Source organism: Roseburia hominis (genome assembly GCA_040702975.1).
Lineage (GTDB): Bacteria > Bacillota > Clostridia > Lachnospirales > Lachnospiraceae > Allocoprococcus > Allocoprococcus hominis_A.
In genome coordinates this window covers 2,037,365-2,058,376 of sequence record CP159990.1, presented here as the reverse complement: position 1 = coordinate 2,058,376, position 21,012 = coordinate 2,037,365, and the positions used below count along the sequence as shown (strand labels likewise).

Here is a 21,012-nt window from a genome sequence, read left to right as displayed (position 1 = left end):
AAAGTGAACCTATCTATGGCAAAAGATTACGGAGCTTATGTTTCCACGCCAGATGCCTCGCAGCAAGCTGACGGGGCATCTGGGCAGATTCATCATGCGATGCAAAAATCAAAATATGTATCCGGGTATGGCTCGTCCACCAAGACGTAATGCCACCATTCATAGCGATAGGCTTCAAATCCGTTGCTCTCCATGATATCACGCAGGCGCTTACGGCTTCCTGCCTCCTCTTCGCTCAGTCCGCTGGCGGCATGATGTGACCGCACATCCATGAAGTCGAAATCTCCGCCCATCGGCACAAGCATCCCCGTATCCAAACGAAAAATCGTGAGGTCAACCGCACTCCCACGGCTGTGGCTGGACTGGGAAGCCACATACCCTTCCGTAACCATCTCGTTTCTTTTTATATTTGGGTAGTAGCGCTTTTTCGTCAGATTGTTCTCCGGCAGGTAACTGGCCTGCCTTGCTGTAAGTGAAATTTCTCTTTGTATTCTATTTGTTATAATCTTTGAAGAACAATAGAAATAAAATTCAAATATTTACCTCCGCCAGCCTCCATAGCTTTACGATCACTGATTGCATACTCGTTTTCTTGCTTTAGCCAGTCGTTCCATACTTCTTCATTACTTTCCATCTCATGAATAGAAATTACCCTGGCCCCTTTGCAATGGCGAATAATATTTTCCCAATACATTATATCGTGCATATAATCAAGCTGATCCGGTGTCCAAGAAAGAAGTAGCTCTGGTGGCAGATTATCATGGCAATCTTTTTTCATTCCGGGAATGGCAATATAAATATAACCACCATGTTTAAGATATGGGAGCAATTTATCGTCAAGGAATTTAGGATCGCGTCCAAAATAATTATAGGAATCCGTGCTAATGATTGCATCGAAAAATTCCTCTTCAAAAGGAAGTGCCATGGCATCTGCCTTAACCGGAATAATCTGCTCATCGGACAACCCCATTTTGCGAAAGAATTTTCGATTATCTTCCGGATCGCTCCACAAATCCGTTGCATACACAGTAAACCCCTACTCTTTTACAAGAAAGAGAGAAGTCAACCCCTGACCGCTGCCAAGATCACATACTATGGAATTTGGGGGGATTTCGCAATGAAGTAAAAGTTCCTCCTCCAGTTTGACCGGATTTGGCCCCATAATTTTTGCCTGTAATTCAGGAATGTTATATGTTTGACTACGAATATATTTCATTTTTGTTTTCTCCTTACTTTGTATGAGATTCTATAAAGAAATCAATATGCTTTATTAATCGGTTTTCAATATCCCCATAAGCTTCATTTTCATCTGACATATTGATAAGTAAAAAAAGTGGGGAAAAAAATTCTATTGCAAGTTGATATGGGTCATTCGTCTTTAACACACCACAGTTAATCATCTCGCGGAAAATATCTTCTAAATAAAGAACAGGCCCATTCACAAGGCTATCCTGGTACAACTTGTTTAATTCTGGATTACGATACTGCTCTAAGGTAAGCATCTTACGATAATCAGCGGCAAATTCATCTAAAGTCCAAAACCGGTATTGTGAAACGGCAAAATTTTTTAGATTTTCCAAACCAATTTGCTCATATTGTTCCGGCGCACAATCAAACACATTTTCCGGCACACCATATTTTCGTGCTATTTCATGATCCGATTGTGACATACGCGCGACAATACTGTTGAAAATATCCTTCTTGTTTTCATAGTGCTTATACAGCGCCCCTTTCGTAATTCCCAATTTTTCTGCTATTTTGCTGACAGAAACTGCCTCATATCCGTCTTTTGCAAATAAGTGCAATGCGATGGCTAATATTTTTTCCTTCGTATCAGTCATTCTATGTACCTCCTACCATGTAAACGAGCGTTTACCTTTCCTCCTTTATTATAGTAAACGCTCGTTTACTTGTCAAGAGTATTTTTTATGGGCCAATCTATGCAAAGTTGAGCGGCCACCGCTTGATTTTACTTGCGATTATTCTATTTGACTGCCTTTAATCTGGATTTAGATAATGACTCCATCCTGCACAGTAACCACCCGGCTGCTGCTTCTGGCAGCCTCCGGAGAATGCGTTACCATAATGATCGTCTGGCCGATGGTCTGATTGATCTCACACAACAGGTTCATAATCTCCGCTCCGGTCTCGCTGTCCAGATTTCCCGTAGGTTCATCCGCAAAGAGGATTTCCGGGTTACCAATCAAGGCACGGGCAATCGCCACACGCTGCTGCTGGCCGCCAGATAACTCACGGGGCGTATGCTTGCGGCGTTCTGACAGGCCAACGATCTCCAAAATCTGATGGAGCTGCTTTTTATAGCTCCCCATCTTTTTCCCATCCAAGAGCAGGGGAAGCATGATATTTTCCTCAACATTCAGATTTGGAATGAGATTATAAAACTGAAAGACAAAGCCGATTTTCTGCCTGCGGATCCGGCTCATTTTTTCATCCCCAAAGCGGGAAATATCTGTTCCGTTCAAAAGAACCTGACCTTTGGTCGGGGCGTCCAGACCTCCGAGAATATAAAGCAGGGTGCTCTTGCCCGAACCGGACGGTCCCATGATGGATACAAACTCCCCCTGCATCACCTGCAGAGATATATCCTTGAGCACCTTTGTAGTTGTGCTGCCAATCTGAAAATTCTTGATGATATGTTTTCCTTCAACGGCAATCTTGCTAACATTTTGTTTCATTTTGAAAGACCTCCTTAATTCCGAACTATTCAAATTTGATTTCTTCCACCAGCTTCATCCTGCGGCTCTTAAAGATTGGAACCACAGAACCAAGCAGTGTTACGGCGATCCCCATGCCGCCGGCGGCTAAAAAAGTGACTGCATCCAGTTCCGGCACCATCGAGATTTTAGGACCGGCTACAAGGAAAATCGTCTGGATTTCCATGTAGGAAACAAAAATGGCAATCACGGCTCCAATCAGGCCGGAGGAAAAGCCCTCAATCAGCGTCATTTTCATATTCTGGCGGTTGGAAAGTCCCACGGACTTATACATGGCAATACTGCGCCGCTTTTGGATGTAGTTAATCAGCAGGTTATTGATAACGCCCACCGTTGCCAGCAGTAAAATGAAATAGGTCATGCTGTGCATCGGCTGCAAGAAGGCTCCCACCGTGGAAAGCGCATCCGTATTAAATTCTTCTACCGTCCGGCTCCAGTTTGACGTATCACCAAACAGGTCACGGATCTGTACCATGATCGCATCCGGGTCTGCGACGGTATAAGCGAGGAAATCATAAGCAGACGCACCAAAATCGGAAACTGCAAAAGTTGAAGGAATAACTGCCTCCACATCCGTAGCCCTCGACTTGAAGCTGCCAACCACCTTGTAATCCGCCTGGCCGCTGCCGGTTGCCAGAGATAAGGTATCTCCAACCGCAAAGCCGGTCCTGTCCATACAGCTTTCACTTAACAGAACGGCTCTCTCTCCGGCAAAGGCGGAAATTGCCTGTTCCTCCATTCCCTTTTCCGTGTAATGGAGTGCCAGCATGGGACCGTACCAATCCAGACGATCGGTTGCTTCCAGTCTGCTGAGCGTCATGCCGTTTGCCTGCATATTATTTTCATATACATAGACGGGAAGCACTTTTTCTATTCCATCCATCTCTTTCACCTGATCTACAAATTCCTGCTCCATATATCCATCGGCAAAGCCCTGTAATTCAGCCCCATTGAACACGTCGCTGACATAGGTTGTGACAAAATTCCCTACGACAGTAATTGCAATCACAGCGGAAATGCTGATAAACAACAGCGTAATGTTCTGAACCGTATTCTTGTTATCCCGCATATTCCGGGCGGAAAGCCTGCCCGTATTTCCCAAAACTGCACCATAGATACGCTCCAATCCCATAGCCATCAGGTTTGTCAGCAACGGGACAATCAGGATCGTAGCGGTAATCAGCCCCAGCAGGGAAAACCCGCCTGCCAGATACAGCATATTGCCGGAAGCCAGCTTTGGAAGAATGATGGATACCACAAAGAGCACCACACCACCGACCAGTATGAAACGCCGGGGGACTTGCTTTTCTTCCACGCTTCCCAGCACCACGTCCTTGATTGGCAGACGGCTGGCACGGCGTACCGGCATCCATGCGGAGAGCAGGGACACAACCACTGCAACAGCAAAGGAAAAATAATGCTGAACGGAGAAATGACAATCGGGATTTCAATTCCCTGTGAAAGCGATTCCCCCATTCCCTGTAAAATCAGTTTCAAAACCAGTGTGCCGACCGGAATACCAAGCAGGCCGCCCAAAATCCCATACAACCCACTTTCCAGCAGCAAGATTTGAGTAACGGCTTTCTGCGTCGCACCAATGCTGCGGAATGTGCCGATTACTGGCAAACGGTCTAAGGTAATGACTTTGTAGCTGCTGTAAATGATAAAGACGCTCATGGTCAGGGAGAAAAAGCTGATCAGGAAGAATGGCATAGATTTCTGCCTTGCATCTGCAGCAATCTGCGTTTCATTTACTACTTCCGATACTCGGTATGTGCCATCCGGCAAAGCTGCGGACAGTTCACTTTTTAGTTCTGAAGTAGAAATCCCCTCGGCAGGCTCCACTAAAATTTCTGAATAACCATCCGTCTTACCTAACAACTCAGATAATGTCGTAAGGGGCAAAAGGGCAGTAGCACCTCTTGTATGACGGAGAAAAACGGTATCATAAGCGGCAACTGCTGCAACCTCCAAAGAAACCGGCTGTCCTCCGATTTGCAGCGTAATCGTGTCTCCCGCCTCAATTCCATATTTTGAAGTAAAGCGGTCAGGCAGGATTACTTTGTTGCCGGTAAAGTCCGTAATCTCGCCGCCATCCGCTAACCGGGGTGGGTTGATTGTATTCAGCTTAGATATATCTGCTCCAATTAGGTCAATGGTTTCATAATATCCGTTTTCATGATAAAGGGCTGCCCCCTCCAGCATGGGAACGCTGGCTCGGATAGCAGGCAGATCCGGCAGAGCATTCTCCGCAATCTCTCCCTCCACAGCGGTTACAGACAGGGTGGCGCTGCCTGCCATACCCCGCGCCATCTTCCGCTGGGCACTTTCATACGATCCACCGATAGAGAATGATACAAACAATAAAGTTGTAGAGAGCAGAATGGACAGCAGCATGACCGCTGTTCTCGTCTTTCTCTCTTTGACATTCGTTAAAATGTATTTCAAAATGATTTTCAAGACTACACCTACTTTCCATTGGACGGCTTACCGTCCTTTTCTAATGCGTTTTCGATTGCTTTTAATACTGTATCACTGGTGAGCGTGGCACCGGATATGGCATCCACCTCCAATGACTGTACGGAGGAAACTGCACCGGCAATTTGCTCTGCCTGCTCCATATAAGAAGCTTTATGCTCCACAACTTCAATATCGGTGATTTTATGATCCTGAACCTCCACCTTAACAACAGCAAATAGAATTTTGTTTTGGCATACGCCGATATACTCACCGTCTGCGACTGTGTTTAAATCAACTGTACCAATATTCAAAGTCTGTGGGCGCAGTACAACTGCAACAACAGCAAAACAGACACAGATTGTAACCACAATCGTTAATAGATAAGAAACCGCTTTTTTCCACTTACCTTTCATTCTGTCACCTCCAAACTAAAAAAGGCTGGCACCTATCATATAAAATATAATAGTGTGCCAACCTTAATCTAATTTTCAGGCAACCTTAATTAACCTTAACGAGTAAAAATCAATCTCAAGCTATTGAAAACGTCATATACTGATTACCACATATGGGGCATAATATCCATTTGTTTTATCCAAAGCTCTTATCCTCCAAACTAACTATTTTTCTGCCTTCTCAAAATAAGGGCGCATACGGCAATTGCTACGGCAAACACAAGAAACAGATACCACAAGTTTTCCATTCGGAATCCTCCATCTATCATAAGAGTATATCCCCATGAGGCAGGAAAGATTTTTCCAATTGTCTCAAAAGCTGTAGGGAGTAATTCAATCGGAAACATAATTCCCGACAGCATAATAGACGGTAAAAATACAAGTTGTGCTATCATCGTCAATTTAGCCTGATTTTTTACAACCAAGCCCAAAATGCAGCCGATGCTCAGCGATACAAGAACATAGACAGTAAGCGAAAGAAAAAACAAGGGCAAATTGGCAGGCAAAACCGCTTCAAACAGTACAGGAGCAAGCAGCAATATAATGACACAGGTAATCATCAAATGAACAAATGCTGAAAGAAACATTGTAACAAGACCTAAATATAAAGGAACTCCGTTTGCCTTATAGACCTTTTTAATATCGCTTCCGTAAGTTTCAATCAGTGATGGCGGCAATCCGATAAATGCACCCATTGAAACGCTCATCACAACCATAGACTGTATGAGTGTACTTCTCATTTCAGGCATGACAGAAGTAAAAATACCGCCCATAAGAAGAAAGAAAATAAGCGGAACGATATAGCAGGTAACTAACAGGGATTTACTTCGTATATCCAATTTCCACTGTAACGCTACGCCATATAAAAAGCCGTTCATTCTGCTTCCCTCCTTGTCATTTCAATAAAATGCTGTTCCAGTGTGCCTCGGTCAACCTTAATATCTAATACATGGATTCCCTTATGTTTCAACTCACCGAGCATGGAAAGCAAAGTATCTTCAATATTGTCCGTTTCAAAAGTGTTATCCCCTTGTTGTGTTTTGATATGAATAAGATATTTTTTTCCGATTTTGTTGGTTAGTTCCGAATCTGTACCGCAAAAGACAATATTTCCGTTATTCAAAATGGCAATGCGGTCACATAAGGTTTCTACTTCTGACATATCATGGCTTTCCAGAACAATCGTTTTTCCTTGCGATTTGAGTTTTCGGATTTGTTCGTGCAGCGACAGCCTACCTTCGACATCAAGCCCCGCAGTCGGCTCGTCAAGAAAAACAATATCTGGATCACCGATAAGCGCAAGGGCAAGGTGTAACCGCCTTTTTTGTCCTGTTGACAGTTGAATATACTGTTTCTTTTCAAATTCCTTTATACCGAGGGCATTAAGCATAGCATAATCAATCTTTGCCCTGTTCCATTTCGCAAACAGCTTTACAGCCTCCATCGGTTTGATGTGGGCAGGCAATGACGACGATTGTAACTGAATCCCCATTTTCCCATTTACAGTAACCATACCGTTGTCGCATTTTCTCAAGCCCTCGATACATTCAAGAGCAGTGGTCTTTCCTGCTCCGTTTACGCCAAGCAGGGCAAAAACCTCTCCTGACTCAATTTGAAAATTGAGTCCTTTGAGAACAATATGGTTGCCATAGCTTTTTCTTAATTCACAAACTTGTATCGCACCACTCATTGTTCCACCTCCCCAAACGGATTTATTCCAAGCCTTGAAAAATAAACTTGCAAAGCTGGCTCTAAATAATCGTTCACGATTTTTTGTCTTTCTTCCCATACGTTTGTTGCAGTATCAATATCCCCTATTTCCATCAACTTTGGAAGCATGCTCATATCCCCGTTTGTAAACTCCATAATCAAGCCCCAATATTCTTTTACAACCTGTTGGCATTTATCGCTTTCAGGCGGCACACTCTCCCTTTGGAACTGTACGATTTCATCACTTAAACGGTTAAATCTGTCCATAAAATCCAGGCCGCTTTCTTTATCAAATTGACTGCGGATATGGTCAAGAGTATCATCATCGAAACGCTTAATAAGATAGTAAGAGTCATTCTTCATTTGCAGATTGACAATAATGTCTGCATACTTCTTAAAGTTGACTGTCTGCATTTGTAAAACTTCTGTTTTTAACTGTTCTATTGCTGTCACTGAAGCTGTTAGCTGTTCTATTTTTTTGCGTATATCATCAGCCTGCTCTGTAAGAGCATTTGCAACATCAGCCGGTGTCTCTAAAGAAATCAAGCGTTGTTTTATATCATCCAGAGAGAATCCCAATGATTTCAAAGACATAATCTGATGTAGTGTAATCAAATCTTTATCTGTATAAAGCCTGCGTCCTCCTTCGCTTTCTGCCGATGGGGAGAGCAATCCTTCTTTATCATAGTATTGTAGAGTACGGACGGTAACGCCCATTTTTTTTGCCGCTTCGCCAACTGTCATAAATCCCGTCGGTATTGCTCTGTATTTTGCCATAGTCATTCGCCTCCTGAAATGTATTATAAATCATTACGCAGCGTCACAAGCAAGACCTTTTGAAAAAAATTTTAGGCGGCAAAGGTTGATTTTCTCTGCCGCCTTTGCCTGCCTATACATAAATAATTTCCTCTTGATAAAAGAATAGTGTGCCAGCCTTAATCTAATTTTCGGCAACCTTAATTAACCTTAACTGACAAAAAATTCGATTTGAAAAGCAGTACCGACAGTCGGAATGCTGGAAACAGAAATCGTGCCGCCATGCAGGTCGATAATTCCTTTTGCGATTGCAAGGCCCAGCCCGGTTCCTTCTGGCTTTTGTTCCGTATTCGTCCCACGGTAATAGCGGTCAAAAAGATGCTGGGCAGCTTCCTCATTCATGCCCTTTCCATTATCAGCAACCTTGATTTTTAATGCAGTCTGAGACGCCAGTATGCTTACTGTAACTTCCGTGTGCTCCTCTCCATGCACAAAGGCATTGATGATTAAATTCCGAAACGCCCTGGTAAAAAGCATCTGGTCAAACGGGAACAGCACCGTTTCCTCTTCACTTTCAAAGTGGATGCTGCGTGTTTCGTATTCCGGCGTATTTAAAATGTCTATTACCAGCTCTTTCAGAAAACGGACGATGTTCTTATCCTCCCTGTGTATGGGGAGCATCCCGTTTTCTAATTGATAGGTCAGCTTCAGATCTTCAATCAGTTTTTCCATATAGGAGACATTTTTCAGCATAACATCAGCATAATGCCTGCGATGTTCCCGGTCGCCTCCATCCGTCTCCTGCAAAATCTCCGCATACCCCTTGATTGGAGAAAGCGGCGTTTTGAGGTCGTGGGTGATGTTTGCAATCCATTCCTCCCGTGTCTTTTCTGTCTGTGCACGAAGATGATCGCTGGCTCTGATTTCGGCATCCAGCGTATTCAGGCTGTCATACAGATCATGGAATACCCCCTGTTCCTGAACCGGAAGATAGCTGCGGGCTGAAATCTCATGGATAGCAGTTGTCAGCCGTTTGATCGCCCTTGTGGTCAATAAGCCATACAGGATTCCTGAAATCAGTACCAGAAGGAACAGGACTAGCAGCACTGGTATCATGATAGTTTTTCCTCCCGCAAACCGTTCCCCGTTTACATACATGGTGACTTTGGAAACATTCACGGGAAAATATAAAAGATAGGCATATTCTTTTTCGGCATCAAAGGCTACGCCTGAAAAGGCCGTCGTTTTTCCCTCTGCCGATTTTCCGGTTAGGACAAGCTGCAGCAGCTCCGTACTGGAATATGCTTCGCTGGCCTGCTCCGGTTCCTGATAACGGAAAACTACCTTTCCGGAGCCGTCGATGATCTGAATGCCGACCCCGTTCTCCTGTAACAACACAAGCCCGGACTGCTTCACCTGCGGCATGTCATCTATGAAAATAATCTGATCTTTGAAGTCCTCTGCAAATACTTTTGGCCAGTCACTCCTTACACTTCTCCCGTCCGGTGTCTGAACGGAAATCATCAGGAAGAAAAAGAAACCGGCCAACAGAACTGTCACAAGCAGTGACAGAAAGAAGATCAGGTAAATATGAAATATGGTACGGTGTCCTGATCGTTTCATCTAATCAATCCTCTTTTTAAGCTTATAGCCCAAGCCTTTTATTGTGATGAGCTGTCTTGGCTCAGACGGCGTATCTTCAATTTTTTCCCGCAGGTGCCGGATATGCACCATAATGGTGTTATCGCAAATAGCGCTATACTCACCCCAGACCTGTTCATACAGCTTTTCCTTACTGATGATTTTATCTGTATTTTCCATAAGGTAGGATAAGAGCAGAAATTCACGGCCTGTCAGTTCTATTTCCCGGTTATCTTTATAAATACGGCCGCTCTCTTTATCCAGCATAAGCGGTCCAACCTTCAGATGAGCTTTGTCCTCCGGTACAGGAACGCTTGTGTATTGCTGGCGGCGAAGCTGCGCCTTGATCCGGTATACGATTTCCCGCGGGCTGAAGGGTTTCGTAATGTAATCATCACCGCCGCAGGAAAGGCCGAGTATCTTGTCCACATCATCACTCCTTGATGAAAGGAACAGGATAGAACAGATAGAAAATTCCCGGATTGCTTTACACACCTCAAAGCCGTCCATATCCGGCAGCATCACATCTAAAACGATCACATCCGGCCGGTATTCTCTGCATATACGGATCGCATCCGCACCTGTATAGGCTTTCTCAATGGACTCAAAGCTGTCCTGCTGTAACGCTTCTGCAATCAGATCCACAATATCTTTCTCATCATCAATCAACAGTATTTTATTCTTCATTCAAAGCACCTTCTTTTCATACTAATCCCATAAACTGAGCTGCTGCCCATTCTGTTTTTCTTCAAACGTCTGCAAATAGGAAAAGATCTGTTCGTTATCATGGACAATCCCATTTCTTTCGCAGGTTTCATGGAACAGCCCCATAAGCTCCCTGCCTCTCGGACTGCCCAGCATATAGCTTGTTCCGTAAGTTTGTATATACCGCTCCTTCATACCGGGAAACAGCCTGTCTAACTGCTGATAGAAATATTCTCTGTTCCCATCCCGGAGCGTGAGTCCCATGCCAAAGCATATAACACCATAAACTCCGGCCTTGATGCACATATCCAGAATACCGGAGATGTTTTGCTCATTATCATTGATAAAAGGCAGTATGGGGGAAAGCCAGACCACTGTGGGGATTCCCCCATCCCGCAATGCCAGTAATACCTCAAAGCGTTCCTGCGTTGTACTGACATTCGGCTCCAGCTTCCTGCAAAGGGCTTCATCATAAGTCGTTAATGTCATCTGAACGACGCACTTTGTTTTTTCATTGATCTTTTTTAACAGGTCGATATCACGAAGGATGCGGTTTGATTTTGTAATGACCGTAAATCCGAATCCATACGTATCTATTAAGGACAACGCTTTTCTGACATTTCCAAGCTCCATTTCCAAAGGGATGTAGGGATCTGTCATGGAGCCTGTCCCAATCATACACTTTTTTCTTTTTGATCTGAGGGCGGCTTCAAGAAGCTCTATGGCATTTTCCTTTACTTCTATATCCTCAAAATCATGCTCCATGTGATAGCATTTGCTCCGGGAGTCACAGTAAATGCACCCGTGAGAACATCCACGGTACAGGTTCATCCCATTTTTTGCTGACAATATTCCTTTTGCTCTTACAGTGTGCATTTTATCCTCCCTTTCCGCTCCTATTTCCCCTCCAGCGATTTCATCCCCTCTATAAGAACATTAAGCGAAAATTCAAAACTGTCCTCTATGGAGGGGGAATCTCCGAAAGCCTTGTGGTTGACAAGCAGAATAAACCCCTGCAGAAAGCCCCTTACGGTTCGGATCAGATGCAGGCGGCTTTCCTCAGAAATATTCAGCGAATCCATGATTCTATGCAGGGCGGCGAACAGTTCAGAGGTATTCTCTGAAGTTTCCTCATCCTCATATTGGTTGTACCAAAGCATCACATTAAATACACCCGGATTATCGACAGCGAACCTGTAAAAAGCATAGGACACCGCCCGGATCGCGTCATAACCGCTTACCCCAATCATGGAGCGAAGCAACTGTTCCTCCATTTGCCGCCATCCACAGCGCATCAGTTCCCGCTTGAGGTCGTCCAGACTTTTGAAATAGTAGTACAATGACGGAGGCTGAATTCCTAAATCCTGAGCCAGGAGTTTCAGTGAAATACTCTGTTCCCCAGACTCATTTGCCATCTGCGCTGCTCTGCATATGATTGCATCTTTGCCAATTTTCATCCGTGACATAGCCATCCCCCCAACCTAATCTAATAAGTATTATACCTTATTTGATTAGAAAACACAAGCCGGGCATTGAATGCAGAAAATCACCGCTCTCTCAAGGCATTTTCAGTCTGGAGAGAACAAGAAAAATCGGATGCGGCCCTGCAAGGCTGCACCCGACTTCTTCTATCATGGCATACTCAAAGGGAATCTATTATAAAGTCCGAGACGAAGCTAACTCCAATATTCCTCCCGGCAGACATCCAAATCATATATTTCTTTCGCCGGTTTTTCAGCGTCCTCTGATAAAGTATTCTGTTGTTACATTCCCATTATCGGCTTGTTCGGCTCCTGTTCGAGACTGACTGCCAAATCAAAAGCCGGAACAAGGATCAGATTGTATCTCGCTTTTATATAGTGCTTGTAAAAGGCTCTTTGCAGATCCGACAGATACGGTGTGGAATCTATGAATTCACTAATTACTTCCATATCAATCCGGTGAACAATCCGTTTGACCGCCTCACTGCAGCCTTCATATTCCGAACTCATTAGAAAGTCACGGTAGTTAATTTTTCTGTCGTTCTGCTTTATGGCAGAGGTCGGATACAGATAAACTCTCGAATGCAGCGCATCCTCGTTTGACAGCACTTCATTCATGATCTTCTCGTCAGCCTGCGGCAGCAGACAGCTTCCGCAGTCGTAGATGGGTGCAATGCTTGATTCTCCCGTTATTTCATCAAACAGGAATCCCCAATTTCCGTTATGACGGTCGAAGTTTCCAAGTAAGGCATCTACAACAAATACATCCCAAAAGTGCCGTTCCAACACCTCCGGCGAAACGTACTGCTGCTTTCCAATCGTATCAAGTATATCTTCAAGCTCTGTTCCCGTACCATTTGAATCTGATTCCAAAATCGTATTCTTGATGGAACAGAAATCAAAAAATCTCTTTCCGTCTGCTGTAAAGTCCTTGCAGGCACAGACAATCTTCTCCTTGCCGCCAACCTTAAATGTGCCAAGCATGGTTTCGTGCGCCCTTACGCCGATCAGATTGAAGATACTGCTTGCGATATACTCGCTGAAACAGCTATTGGTATAGGAAAGCCCAGTGGGCTTATTCTTGCCGGAGGGTGGGAATTTCAGCATATACAGTGTGCCGTCATATTCTACGGCGATCTTCTTGCCGTTTGCTCCGTTGTATGCTCTGCCGGGTACCACCCGACAGTTTGTAAAATCAATTTTTTCAGCCATTCGTCATCATTTCCTTAAAGATATTTTGCTCTGAGATAATCGGCATGCTCCTTTGTGATTACGCCGTCGTTGATCTCAGCAATATTGATACTGCCATAGAGTTCTCCCCATAGGCAGTCAAGCAGAGGAGATTTGTTTTTCAATCCGTCCTTGTATGCGTCCAAATCATGCTGCAGATATGCAGGCAGTCCGTACTCATAGGAGCGTTCCTTTTCTGCCTGATGGATTCCCTCAGAAGTCAAGAGCTCCATTGTCACGCCAAGCGTCTTTGCCAGCTTATACACCGTTTCAGCAGAGCATTTTTCAAGCTTTGTCTTACCGCTGCATATATCGTTGAGCGTAGCGTGAGGGATTCCCGCGTCTACGGCTAATCTGTATTTTGTCATGTTGCGCTTTTTCAGCAAGCTCTCAATCATCATTCCTGTCACATCCTCTCTGTTATTATTATATCGGTATGCCGAAATAATGTCAAGAGAACTGCATGGAACTTAACAAAAAATCCGTATTTACCTCGCTCCCCTTGCTACGCTGCGGGTAAGGTTCATCAACGATAATCAGCAAGAAATCAATAGAAACGCGACTCATGTCAGGGCATTCTCGGTCTGGAGAGAACAGGAAAAGTCGGATGCAGCTTTGCAAGTCTGCACCCGACTCCTTCTATCATAGCATACTCAAAGGGAATCTCTTGTAGGGTGAACGCAGCTTGTCCCATCCCACATGAAAAATCGCCAATTACTAATCAACTTTTTCTTGTTTCTCAAATAATAAAAGCGTCTTCTGGTAATTGTCCTCTCCCTGCACTGTCAGCAAAATATCTTTCACGCTCCCCACTGGAGCCCCTTTGCCTGCGCCCTCCAATGACAATCCTGTTAGCTCCGCTGCCTGGGAAAAGGAAATAAAAATTTTATCTGAAGGTTCAGACAAAACTGCGGCAACAATACAAGGCAGCCAGCCGTTCTCTTATGTACCGCAAAAGGCTATCTTTTCTGAATATCCATACGCTTTTCCTCCATTGGTTTCAACCATCTGGTTACAAAACATCGTTAGAGTTTTTTGGGAACGATGCTTCTTAATTAAAGGGTAAGAAGATAAGGTGAGGGCGTAAAAAATCTTGTGTCTATAAAAAATGAATTTTTCTGATAAGAATTAGATATGTAATATTTTGCTGTCGAATTCATGCCTTTACTGTTGTCGAATTAGTTGTTCTATTTATAATATAACCATTTGGCAAGATTTTATACATCTTTTTTGATTTTTTGCATAGCAAACAAGGCATTGTGCTTATTGCTCTTTTGTGGGCTCTGCCCACACCCGACCTCTGGAATAAGATTGGGATTTTTTGGCAATAATACAAATGCCGACGGAATAAAGGAGAGGCGGGAATGGGGGCTTCAGGAGCGTTGCCATTCCTGCCTTTTCTATTTACAGATAATCGGTAAGCCTTTCTCCATATAAAACAATCAGCTGATTCAATACCTGATCCCAGTTCCGATATCTCTGTGTCCACTTCTTAACTACATTTTCACTGGCAAGATATAACATCTTTTCCAATGCCGTATCGCTCGGGAATACACTTTTAGTTTTCGTGACTTTCCGATACTGCCGATTCAATCCCTCTATAATATTCGTTGTGTACATGATCCGTCGGATATCATTTGAAAACTGGAAAAAGGAACTCAAATCTTCCCAGTTGTTTTCCCAGTTACTGATTGCATAGGGATATTTCTTTCCCCATTTTTCTTTAATGGCATCAAGCTCTGACAAAGCTGCTGCTTCAGTTGGGGCATTATATACTGCTTTGAAATCGGAGGAAAATTTTTTTAAATCATTATAGTTTACATATTTGAAGGAATTACGCAGCATATGGATGATACATCTCTGGATCTCTGCCTGAGGATAGACTGCCTGTATTGCTTCTTTAAATCCTGGCAACCCATCTACACAGAAAAAGAGAACATCTTTTACCCCACGATTTTTCAGATCATTCAGCATCCCCAGCCAGAACTTGCTGGTCTCATTGGCACCTACTGTAATGCTCAGGATATCTTTATAACCTTCCACAGTAACCCCAAGGACCACATAGGCAGCACGGCTTAAGATTCTTCCGTCTTCCCTGACCTTGTAATGGATGCAGTCCATAAAAACAAAAGGATAAACCGGATTCAGAGGGCGAGACTGCCATTCTTTGACCTGTGGGAGGATCTTATCAGTAATCTTGCTGACCATTTCTGCTGATAATTCAATTCCATAAAGATCCTGAAGCTGGTCATGAATATCACGTGTACTCATACCACGGGCATATAAAGAAATCACTTTTTCTTCAATCCCGGAAATGTCCCGTTGATATTTAGGAATCAGTTTTGGCTCAAACTCTCCATTGCGGTCTCTCGGGACATCAATTTGAAATTCACCATACTGACTTTTCAGGTTTTTCGTAGAATAACCATTTCTTTTATTGCCGGTGCTCAAATCCCCTTTATGATTTTTTTCATAACCGAGGGTTGCATCCAACTCAGCCTCCATAAGCTCCTGAAGGATGTCTTTGAAACTGTCTTTGAGAAGTGCATATACATCTGCAACGCTGTTGATGTTATTTTCTGAGATAATCTGTCGAATTTGTTCCTTTGCTACTGCCATAAAAATACTCCTTTTCGATAAGAATTGTCATATCTGAATTCTTACCAAAAAGGAGCCATTTTTTACCAAAAAACACAAACTATTTTACACTACCGATAAGGTTTGAAAGAACTCGACAAATATGAATTGAACAAAATCGCTGCGCGATGGCCTGCCAAGGCTGTGGCATAGCGATTTTCTGTTTTTTATAACAAAAGCAGTGGAAAGCAAGTCCTAAAAGTAGTATTGTTAAGTCACCACAACGAAACAATCAAACAGGATCGACCTTCCCACTGCCTATGAAAAGAATACCATCCTTCCGCTTGGTTGGCAAGCGGTTTTATGACCCAAATGCACCTCCGTGTAAAGCAATGTTTTTTGATACTACTGATTTTACATGGAGGATTTTATTATGTATGAAAAATATTTAGAACAGCTTGAGGAAGCCGGAAAAATCCGTAACCTCAAAGAACGTTCCATCAACTGCTATAAAAACTATGTTTCTTACTTTCTGAAATATCAGGGTAAGAGTCCTGAAGAACTTACCTGCCAGGATGTCAGGACTTTTTTGCTTGCAAAAAAAGATGAAGGGCTGAAAGCCACAACTCTGAATCTTTATAATTCTGCCATCCGTTTTTTCTACCGGTATGTCCTGCACATCCTTTGGGATGATATCACGGTTCCACGTATGATTCTGGAACACAAGCTTCCAACAGTACTGACTGTTGATGAAATCGACCGCCTGTTAGAAGCTGTTGACGACATCAAATATAAAGCTATGTTTGCAACGATGTATTCTTCCGGAATGCGTGTTTCTGAAGTCATTCATCTGCATTATGATGATATTTCCCGCTCAAATATGCAGATTCATGTCCGGGATACAAAGAACCGGATGGACCGCTATACAATCCTTTCCAAGCGGTGTCTTGATATCCTTACACAATACTGGTTTGAGAAAGGACGTCCCCGCGAAATCCTGTTTCCTAATAAATTCACCGGTAATTACCTGACAGTCAGTACACTGGAGCAGGTGATGCGCCGTGCCGTATCCGATGCTGAACTTCCAAAGGAAGCAACTCCACACTGTCTCCGTCATAGCTTTGCAACTCATCTGATGGAGCAGGGAGTAGAACGGCAAAATATTCAGGCACTGCTTGGACACCGTGACCCAAAATCCACGGAAGTTTATCTTCATGTCAGCAACAAATCCCTCATGGGAATCCAAAGTCCATTTGACAGGAAAGAAGGTGCTGATTATGAATAAGCCCACCATTCAGGATATTTTCCGGTGTTTTTATCCGGCATACCTTGAAAAGTATTCTCCTTCTCCAGAACAGGCAAAAGTTGCCCGGAACATCTTGAACTGCAAAACCGGAGCCTATGGTGCAAACGTCAGTGTATGTGAAGACTGTGGTGCTGTTCAGATTCACTATAATTCCTGCCGCAACCGTTGTTGTCCCATGTGTCAGGCTGTTCCAAAGGAAATGTGGATGGATGCCCGCAGAGAGGATGTGCTTGATGCACCTTACTTTCATCTGGTGTTTACAGTTCCAGATAGCCTGAATTCGCTTATCTACAGTAACCAAAAACTGTTGTATGATACCTTATATCATGCTGCTTCTGCGACTATCAGTGAGCTGGCTGCCAATCCGGAGCATCTTGGAGCTACTGTCGGATATATCTGTATTCTCCATACATGGGGTTCTGAAATGAACTTTCATCCTCATATCCATACAATACTGCTCGGCGGCGGACTGACATCTAAAAACAAATGGAAAGATAATGGGACTGAATTTTTCCTGCCAATTCAGATCATTTCCAAAGTATTCCGTGGAAAATACATGGAAGAATTGAAAAATCTCTGGAAAGCCGATCAGCTTGAGTTTCATGGAACTGCTGAAAAATACCGCAACCATTATGCATTTAAAGAACTGCTTGATTCCTGTTATGCTACGGATTGGATTCCGTATTGCAAAAAAACTTTTAACGGTGCACAGTCTGTGATTGACTATCTGGGAAAATACACTCATCGGATTGCCATTAGCAATCACCGTATCATCCATATGGATGAGGAAACCGTTACTTTTTCAGTGAAAGATTACCGGAACAAAGGACAGTGGAAAGATCTGACCATCTTCGGCGTTGAGTTTATTCGGCGTTTTTTAATGCATGTGCCGCCAAAACGTTTTGTCAGGATTCGGCATTACGGGCTTCTTTGTTCCCGCAGTAAACGAAAGAAGCTTACTTTATGCCGGAATCTCCTTGGATGTCAAAAGTATCTCTCAAAGCTTCGGGATAAGGAGATGCCGGAAATATTAAAACAGCTTTATGAGATAAACATTTGTGTGTGTAAATCCTGTGGTGGGCATCTTGGAAAACCACAGCTTCGAATACCACAAAGATGTTAAAATCTTATTCTTTCATACGTTTTCTGAAGCCTCAAAGTTTGAGGTTATATTGTCGTACCTATTTATCTGGAAATACTTGATTTCTGTAGCTTCTGCACAGAAAATCCTGTATAATCATGGGTAAGAACAAAAGATTGAAAGTCCATATGTAGTGGCTAACCGGACGCTCACTTTGTTCAATTAGGTCAAATCGAAAATGGTGTAAACGAAGGGGCAGTTCCCTGCAATGTCAAAACTGCTTTTTCGTTTACCCCATCATCGATTCTAACCTAAAGAATTTGTTGAGCGTATTACGCGCCAAAACGCATAGAAATATACCACAAATATCCTTTCTTTAATTGAGCCGCCGCCAACTTTTTTATAATAGCGTCGGTGTCGTTTTCAAAAGGCCAGGTCATGGCTTGCCGCCTCCTTTTTGGATCTTGTTCAGTCGAACATTAACGAAGTGATTCCATCAATGGCGCTTTGCTCTGCTGCTTTAAGGCCCCTGCTGAAATCGCCGCACTGCACAGCAGAATAACCGTGCAATATAAAATGGTAGTCCCAAACGGGAAATTATAATGCAAATAGTTCATCAGACTGCTTTTCAAAAAAGAGCAGAGAGCAAATCCGATTCCACCGCCAATGATTACGGACAAAACGAGCCCCATACCCACTACAATCAGTCCCTCCTTATGGACCATTGCAGATAATTGCTTCAGGGACATTCCAACCGAACGCATGAGTGAAAATTCCTTATGCCTTACAATAATGCCTGTTATGACAGTATTTAGAAGATTCATCACAGAAAAGCAGCCGATTAAAATAATTGCGGCAGTAAGTGCAAATTGTGTCCCCTGCAGAAAATTTTCATTTTGGGCAATCGCGGCGGAAAGAGAATCTATACTGAGGCGTGGGTTGTTTGCAATGATCTGGTCCAGTTCACTTTCTGCCTGTTGTTCAAAGGAATCGTCCACCCGAACAACATACTGATAAATCAAATTACTATGTGCGATATTTTGCATAGAATCAACAGGCAATAGCAGCATGTCTATTTTATCACCGTTATTTCCAATTTTGCTTTCATCAAGAACCGCTGCAATATCAAAGGATATATTCAGTACATGGCCTCCATCAAAAACCTTTAATGTCACAGATGAGCCAGCCTCCGGCTGAATACCAAAATATTCTTCAAAGTCCTTTGGCCTGCCTATGACAATTTGATTTTTAGAAGCCATTTGCTTATAATCAGGCAGCGTCCCGTCCGAAATGCAGCTTTGCAGCAAATCTATATCTTCCTGCTCAAAACTTACAATTTCAGCATCTGACTCAAGTGCCTGTAAATCCCTTGATACAGGAAGATGCTGATCGATCATAATTTTGTCTACACCAGACAGCAGCGTCAATTTCTCATACACTTCATCGGTAAAAGGGCTTGATTTCTGCACTGATTCTAATGGATTCGCCATCAGCTCCTGATTTGAAATTCTCAGAACAAATTGTCCTCTTACAAATCCTGATAAGGACATATCCCTTGCATTGACGGACGAAAGCACAGAGGACAGACCTAACAGCAAAATCCCGGTCAACAACAGGGAAGTCACTGTAAGCAGATTCTTTTTCTTATAACGCATAACCTGATGGATGGCCAAAGAACCCGGTGTTAACCTTCGCTGCTTGTGCTTGCCATACAGGCGATTGTCCTGTTCATACCGGGACGCCTCTATGGGAGAAACAGCCGCTGCTATTTTTGCTGGTTTCCGGATAGACAAACGCACGGTAACATAGGTTAATATAACAACGACAGGGAATATCCACAACACATTCTTCCATTCAAAACCATGGGGAATTAAAAAATAAGATAGTAACAATCCTCCGATTAACCCTGCAGGAATAGATGGCAGCATCAGCAGCGTTCCTTCTCTGAACACGAGCTTTTGAACTTGCTTCGCTGTCATACCAATCGTGCGTAGTTGCCCATAACTCTTGATCGAATTGATGATGGAAATATAAAAAATATTATAGATTACCAATATACCGGCAATTGCTATGATCATCAATCCTGCAACTGCTGCTACTATCATCAGAACAGATGGCTGACTGAGGTTCAAATAGGCTTCATTATAAGATGGGGACTTTTCACATCCAGCATCAAGAACGATTTGGGATATTTGGCTTCTTATATCCCCAGAATTTGTTGAGGCACCAGAATGAACACGAAGCATTGCCGCCGGGGAAAACGAGTTCCATCCACCTACAGCTAAAAAGTATTCTTCTGAGACAATGGCAGCATATAAAGAACGGTCTGTTCCTTTTGTACCTGTTTTTAAGTATCCTGTTATCACAAAAGATTTTTGTCCGCTTCCGTCCGGAACGGGTAATAAAATGGTATCTCCAATTCCTGCATTTATTTTTTGGCTGATCAGATATTCTTTCTCAATCATGATCTCATTTTCCTTTTCAGGCATTTTGCCCTCGGAAACAGACAGCCCGTTTAAGGTAAGCGCATCTTGATTGGAATAGGAAATGGCAAGGCGGTCATTTCCTGATTTGATACTGCCAAGGGAGACTGTAAGTCCAGAAAATTCTACCCGTACATCCTCAGACATTTTTCGATATTGTCCTTCTTCCACGCCCGAAATAAGGGCATGATAAGAACCAGTCATGTTATTGCCGCCATTTTGGTTCACGGCAATGATTCCAGAAATTAAAAGCAATACGGATGACATCAAGAATGCTGCCAATGAAATTGCAATCATGGTAAATACTTTTTTTAAATGCTCTTTTTTTAATTGTGCCGCCGCTAATTTTTTTACAATGGCATTGGTATCATTTTCAAAAGGCCAAATCATCGTTT

General features: G+C 43.2%; 18 protein-coding genes and 2 pseudogenes. 2 read left to right on the top strand and 18 right to left on the bottom strand.

The features are described 5' to 3' along the window. Positions 1–92: 92 nt before the first annotated feature. The 17 genes and pseudogenes from ABXS75_09585 to ABXS75_09505 form a co-directional block, all read right to left on the bottom strand. Positions 93–458: pseudogene (locus ABXS75_09585) on the bottom strand (M15 family metallopeptidase). 41 nt (positions 459–499) lie between these two features. Next, positions 500–1,027: a methyltransferase domain-containing protein gene (locus ABXS75_09580; protein XCP87013.1), complete on the bottom strand. Its 528-nt coding sequence runs from the start codon at positions 1,025–1,027 to the stop codon at positions 500–502. Between the two features lie 9 nt (positions 1,028–1,036). Continuing rightward, complete coding sequence (locus ABXS75_09575; protein XCP87012.1) at positions 1,037–1,216, bottom strand: hypothetical protein; 180 nt, start codon at positions 1,214–1,216, stop codon at positions 1,037–1,039. A 13-nt stretch (positions 1,217–1,229) separates the two neighbouring features. Continuing rightward, positions 1,230–1,841: a TetR/AcrR family transcriptional regulator gene (locus tag ABXS75_09570; protein ID XCP87011.1), complete on the bottom strand. Its 612-nt coding sequence runs from the start codon at positions 1,839–1,841 to the stop codon at positions 1,230–1,232. 168 nt (positions 1,842–2,009) lie between these two features. Continuing rightward, a complete protein-coding gene (locus ABXS75_09565) occupies positions 2,010–2,696 on the bottom strand; it encodes an ABC transporter ATP-binding protein (GenBank protein XCP87010.1) in 687 nt (228 codons plus the stop codon). Between the two features lie 25 nt (positions 2,697–2,721). Continuing rightward, positions 2,722–5,186, bottom strand: a pseudogene (locus tag ABXS75_09560) (FtsX-like permease family protein). A 17-nt stretch (positions 5,187–5,203) separates the two neighbouring features. Next, complete coding sequence (locus ABXS75_09555; GenBank protein ID XCP87009.1) at positions 5,204–5,608, bottom strand: FMN-binding protein; 405 nt, start codon at positions 5,606–5,608, stop codon at positions 5,204–5,206. 200 nt (positions 5,609–5,808) lie between these two features. Beyond that, positions 5,809–6,525 (bottom strand): ABC transporter permease, encoded by a 717-nt coding sequence (locus ABXS75_09550; protein ID XCP87008.1) that lies wholly within the window; start codon positions 6,523–6,525, stop codon positions 5,809–5,811. After that, the gene (locus ABXS75_09545; GenBank protein ID XCP87007.1) at positions 6,522–7,337 is read right to left on the bottom strand and encodes an ABC transporter ATP-binding protein; all 816 of its coding nucleotides are present in this window, start codon (positions 7,335–7,337) and stop codon (positions 6,522–6,524) included. The genes ABXS75_09550 and ABXS75_09545 overlap by 4 nt, the downstream gene beginning before the upstream one ends. Beyond that, positions 7,334–8,134: a MerR family transcriptional regulator gene (locus ABXS75_09540; GenBank protein ID XCP87006.1), complete on the bottom strand. Its 801-nt coding sequence runs from the start codon at positions 8,132–8,134 to the stop codon at positions 7,334–7,336. The genes ABXS75_09545 and ABXS75_09540 overlap by 4 nt, the downstream gene beginning before the upstream one ends. Positions 8,135–8,323: 189 nt before the next feature. Beyond that, the gene (locus ABXS75_09535) at positions 8,324–9,736 is read right to left on the bottom strand and encodes a HAMP domain-containing sensor histidine kinase (GenBank protein XCP87005.1); all 1,413 of its coding nucleotides are present in this window, start codon (positions 9,734–9,736) and stop codon (positions 8,324–8,326) included. Continuing rightward, positions 9,737–10,441 carry a response regulator transcription factor gene (locus ABXS75_09530; GenBank protein XCP87004.1) on the bottom strand — a complete coding sequence of 235 codons (705 nt, stop codon included), beginning with the start codon at positions 10,439–10,441 and terminating at the stop codon, positions 9,737–9,739. A gap of 21 nt (positions 10,442–10,462) precedes the next feature. Then, positions 10,463–11,335 carry a radical SAM protein gene (locus tag ABXS75_09525; GenBank protein XCP87003.1) on the bottom strand — a complete coding sequence of 291 codons (873 nt, stop codon included), beginning with the start codon at positions 11,333–11,335 and terminating at the stop codon, positions 10,463–10,465. Positions 11,336–11,355: 20 nt separating this feature from the next. Then, on the bottom strand, positions 11,356–11,925 hold the full coding sequence (locus ABXS75_09520) for a TetR/AcrR family transcriptional regulator (GenBank protein ID XCP87002.1): 570 nt from the start codon (positions 11,923–11,925) through the stop codon (positions 11,356–11,358). A gap of 297 nt (positions 11,926–12,222) precedes the next feature. Beyond that, the gene (locus ABXS75_09515) at positions 12,223–13,152 is read right to left on the bottom strand and encodes a HipA domain-containing protein (GenBank protein ID XCP87001.1); all 930 of its coding nucleotides are present in this window, start codon (positions 13,150–13,152) and stop codon (positions 12,223–12,225) included. Between the two features lie 14 nt (positions 13,153–13,166). Further along, a complete protein-coding gene (locus ABXS75_09510; GenBank protein ID XCP87000.1) occupies positions 13,167–13,571 on the bottom strand; it encodes a helix-turn-helix transcriptional regulator in 405 nt (134 codons plus the stop codon). 1,003 nt (positions 13,572–14,574) lie between these two features. Then, the gene (locus ABXS75_09505) at positions 14,575–15,789 is read right to left on the bottom strand and encodes an IS256 family transposase (GenBank protein XCP86999.1); all 1,215 of its coding nucleotides are present in this window, start codon (positions 15,787–15,789) and stop codon (positions 14,575–14,577) included. Between the two features lie 391 nt (positions 15,790–16,180). Between ABXS75_09505 and ABXS75_09500 the strand changes: the two genes are divergently transcribed. Both ABXS75_09500 and ABXS75_09495 read left to right on the top strand, forming a co-directional pair. Then, positions 16,181–17,032 (top strand): tyrosine-type recombinase/integrase, encoded by an 852-nt coding sequence (locus tag ABXS75_09500; protein ID XCP86998.1) that lies wholly within the window; start codon positions 16,181–16,183, stop codon positions 17,030–17,032. Then, complete coding sequence (locus ABXS75_09495) at positions 17,025–18,176, top strand: IS91 family transposase (GenBank protein ID XCP86997.1); 1,152 nt, start codon at positions 17,025–17,027, stop codon at positions 18,174–18,176. Before ABXS75_09500 ends, ABXS75_09495 begins: the two co-directional genes overlap by 8 nt. Positions 18,177–18,613: 437 nt before the next feature. On the opposite strand, the gene ABXS75_09490 is transcribed toward ABXS75_09495, so the two are convergent. Then, positions 18,614–21,007, bottom strand: a complete 2,394-nt coding sequence (locus ABXS75_09490; GenBank protein XCP86996.1) for an FtsX-like permease family protein — start codon at positions 21,005–21,007, stop codon at positions 18,614–18,616. Positions 21,008–21,012 lie beyond the last annotated feature (5 nt).

Coding starts and splice junctions, on each gene's coding strand:
- ABXS75_09515 (XCP87001.1), bottom strand. CDS start 13,152: ATGGCTGAAAAAATTGATTTTACAAACTGTCGGGTGGTACCCGGCAGA.
- ABXS75_09505 (XCP86999.1), bottom strand. CDS start 15,789: ATGGCAGTAGCAAAGGAACAAATTCGACAGATTATCTCAGAAAATAAC.
- ABXS75_09565 (XCP87010.1), bottom strand. CDS start 2,696: ATGAAACAAAATGTTAGCAAGATTGCCGTTGAAGGAAAACATATCATC.
- ABXS75_09570 (XCP87011.1), bottom strand. CDS start 1,841: ATGACTGATACGAAGGAAAAAATATTAGCCATCGCATTGCACTTATTT.
- ABXS75_09490 (XCP86996.1), bottom strand. CDS start 21,007: ATGATTTGGCCTTTTGAAAATGATACCAATGCCATTGTAAAAAAATTA.
- ABXS75_09555 (XCP87009.1), bottom strand. CDS start 5,608: ATGAAAGGTAAGTGGAAAAAAGCGGTTTCTTATCTATTAACGATTGTG.
- ABXS75_09500 (XCP86998.1), top strand. CDS start 16,181: ATGTATGAAAAATATTTAGAACAGCTTGAGGAAGCCGGAAAAATCCGT.
- ABXS75_09525 (XCP87003.1), bottom strand. CDS start 11,335: ATGCACACTGTAAGAGCAAAAGGAATATTGTCAGCAAAAAATGGGATG.
- ABXS75_09545 (XCP87007.1), bottom strand. CDS start 7,337: ATGAGTGGTGCGATACAAGTTTGTGAATTAAGAAAAAGCTATGGCAAC.
- ABXS75_09550 (XCP87008.1), bottom strand. CDS start 6,525: ATGAACGGCTTTTTATATGGCGTAGCGTTACAGTGGAAATTGGATATA.
- ABXS75_09520 (XCP87002.1), bottom strand. CDS start 11,925: ATGTCACGGATGAAAATTGGCAAAGATGCAATCATATGCAGAGCAGCG.
- ABXS75_09510 (XCP87000.1), bottom strand. CDS start 13,571: ATGATGATTGAGAGCTTGCTGAAAAAGCGCAACATGACAAAATACAGA.
- ABXS75_09530 (XCP87004.1), bottom strand. CDS start 10,441: ATGAAGAATAAAATACTGTTGATTGATGATGAGAAAGATATTGTGGAT.
- ABXS75_09575 (XCP87012.1), bottom strand. CDS start 1,216: ATGAAATATATTCGTAGTCAAACATATAACATTCCTGAATTACAGGCA.
- ABXS75_09540 (XCP87006.1), bottom strand. CDS start 8,134: ATGGCAAAATACAGAGCAATACCGACGGGATTTATGACAGTTGGCGAA.
- ABXS75_09535 (XCP87005.1), bottom strand. CDS start 9,736: ATGAAACGATCAGGACACCGTACCATATTTCATATTTACCTGATCTTC.
- ABXS75_09495 (XCP86997.1), top strand. CDS start 17,025: ATGAATAAGCCCACCATTCAGGATATTTTCCGGTGTTTTTATCCGGCA.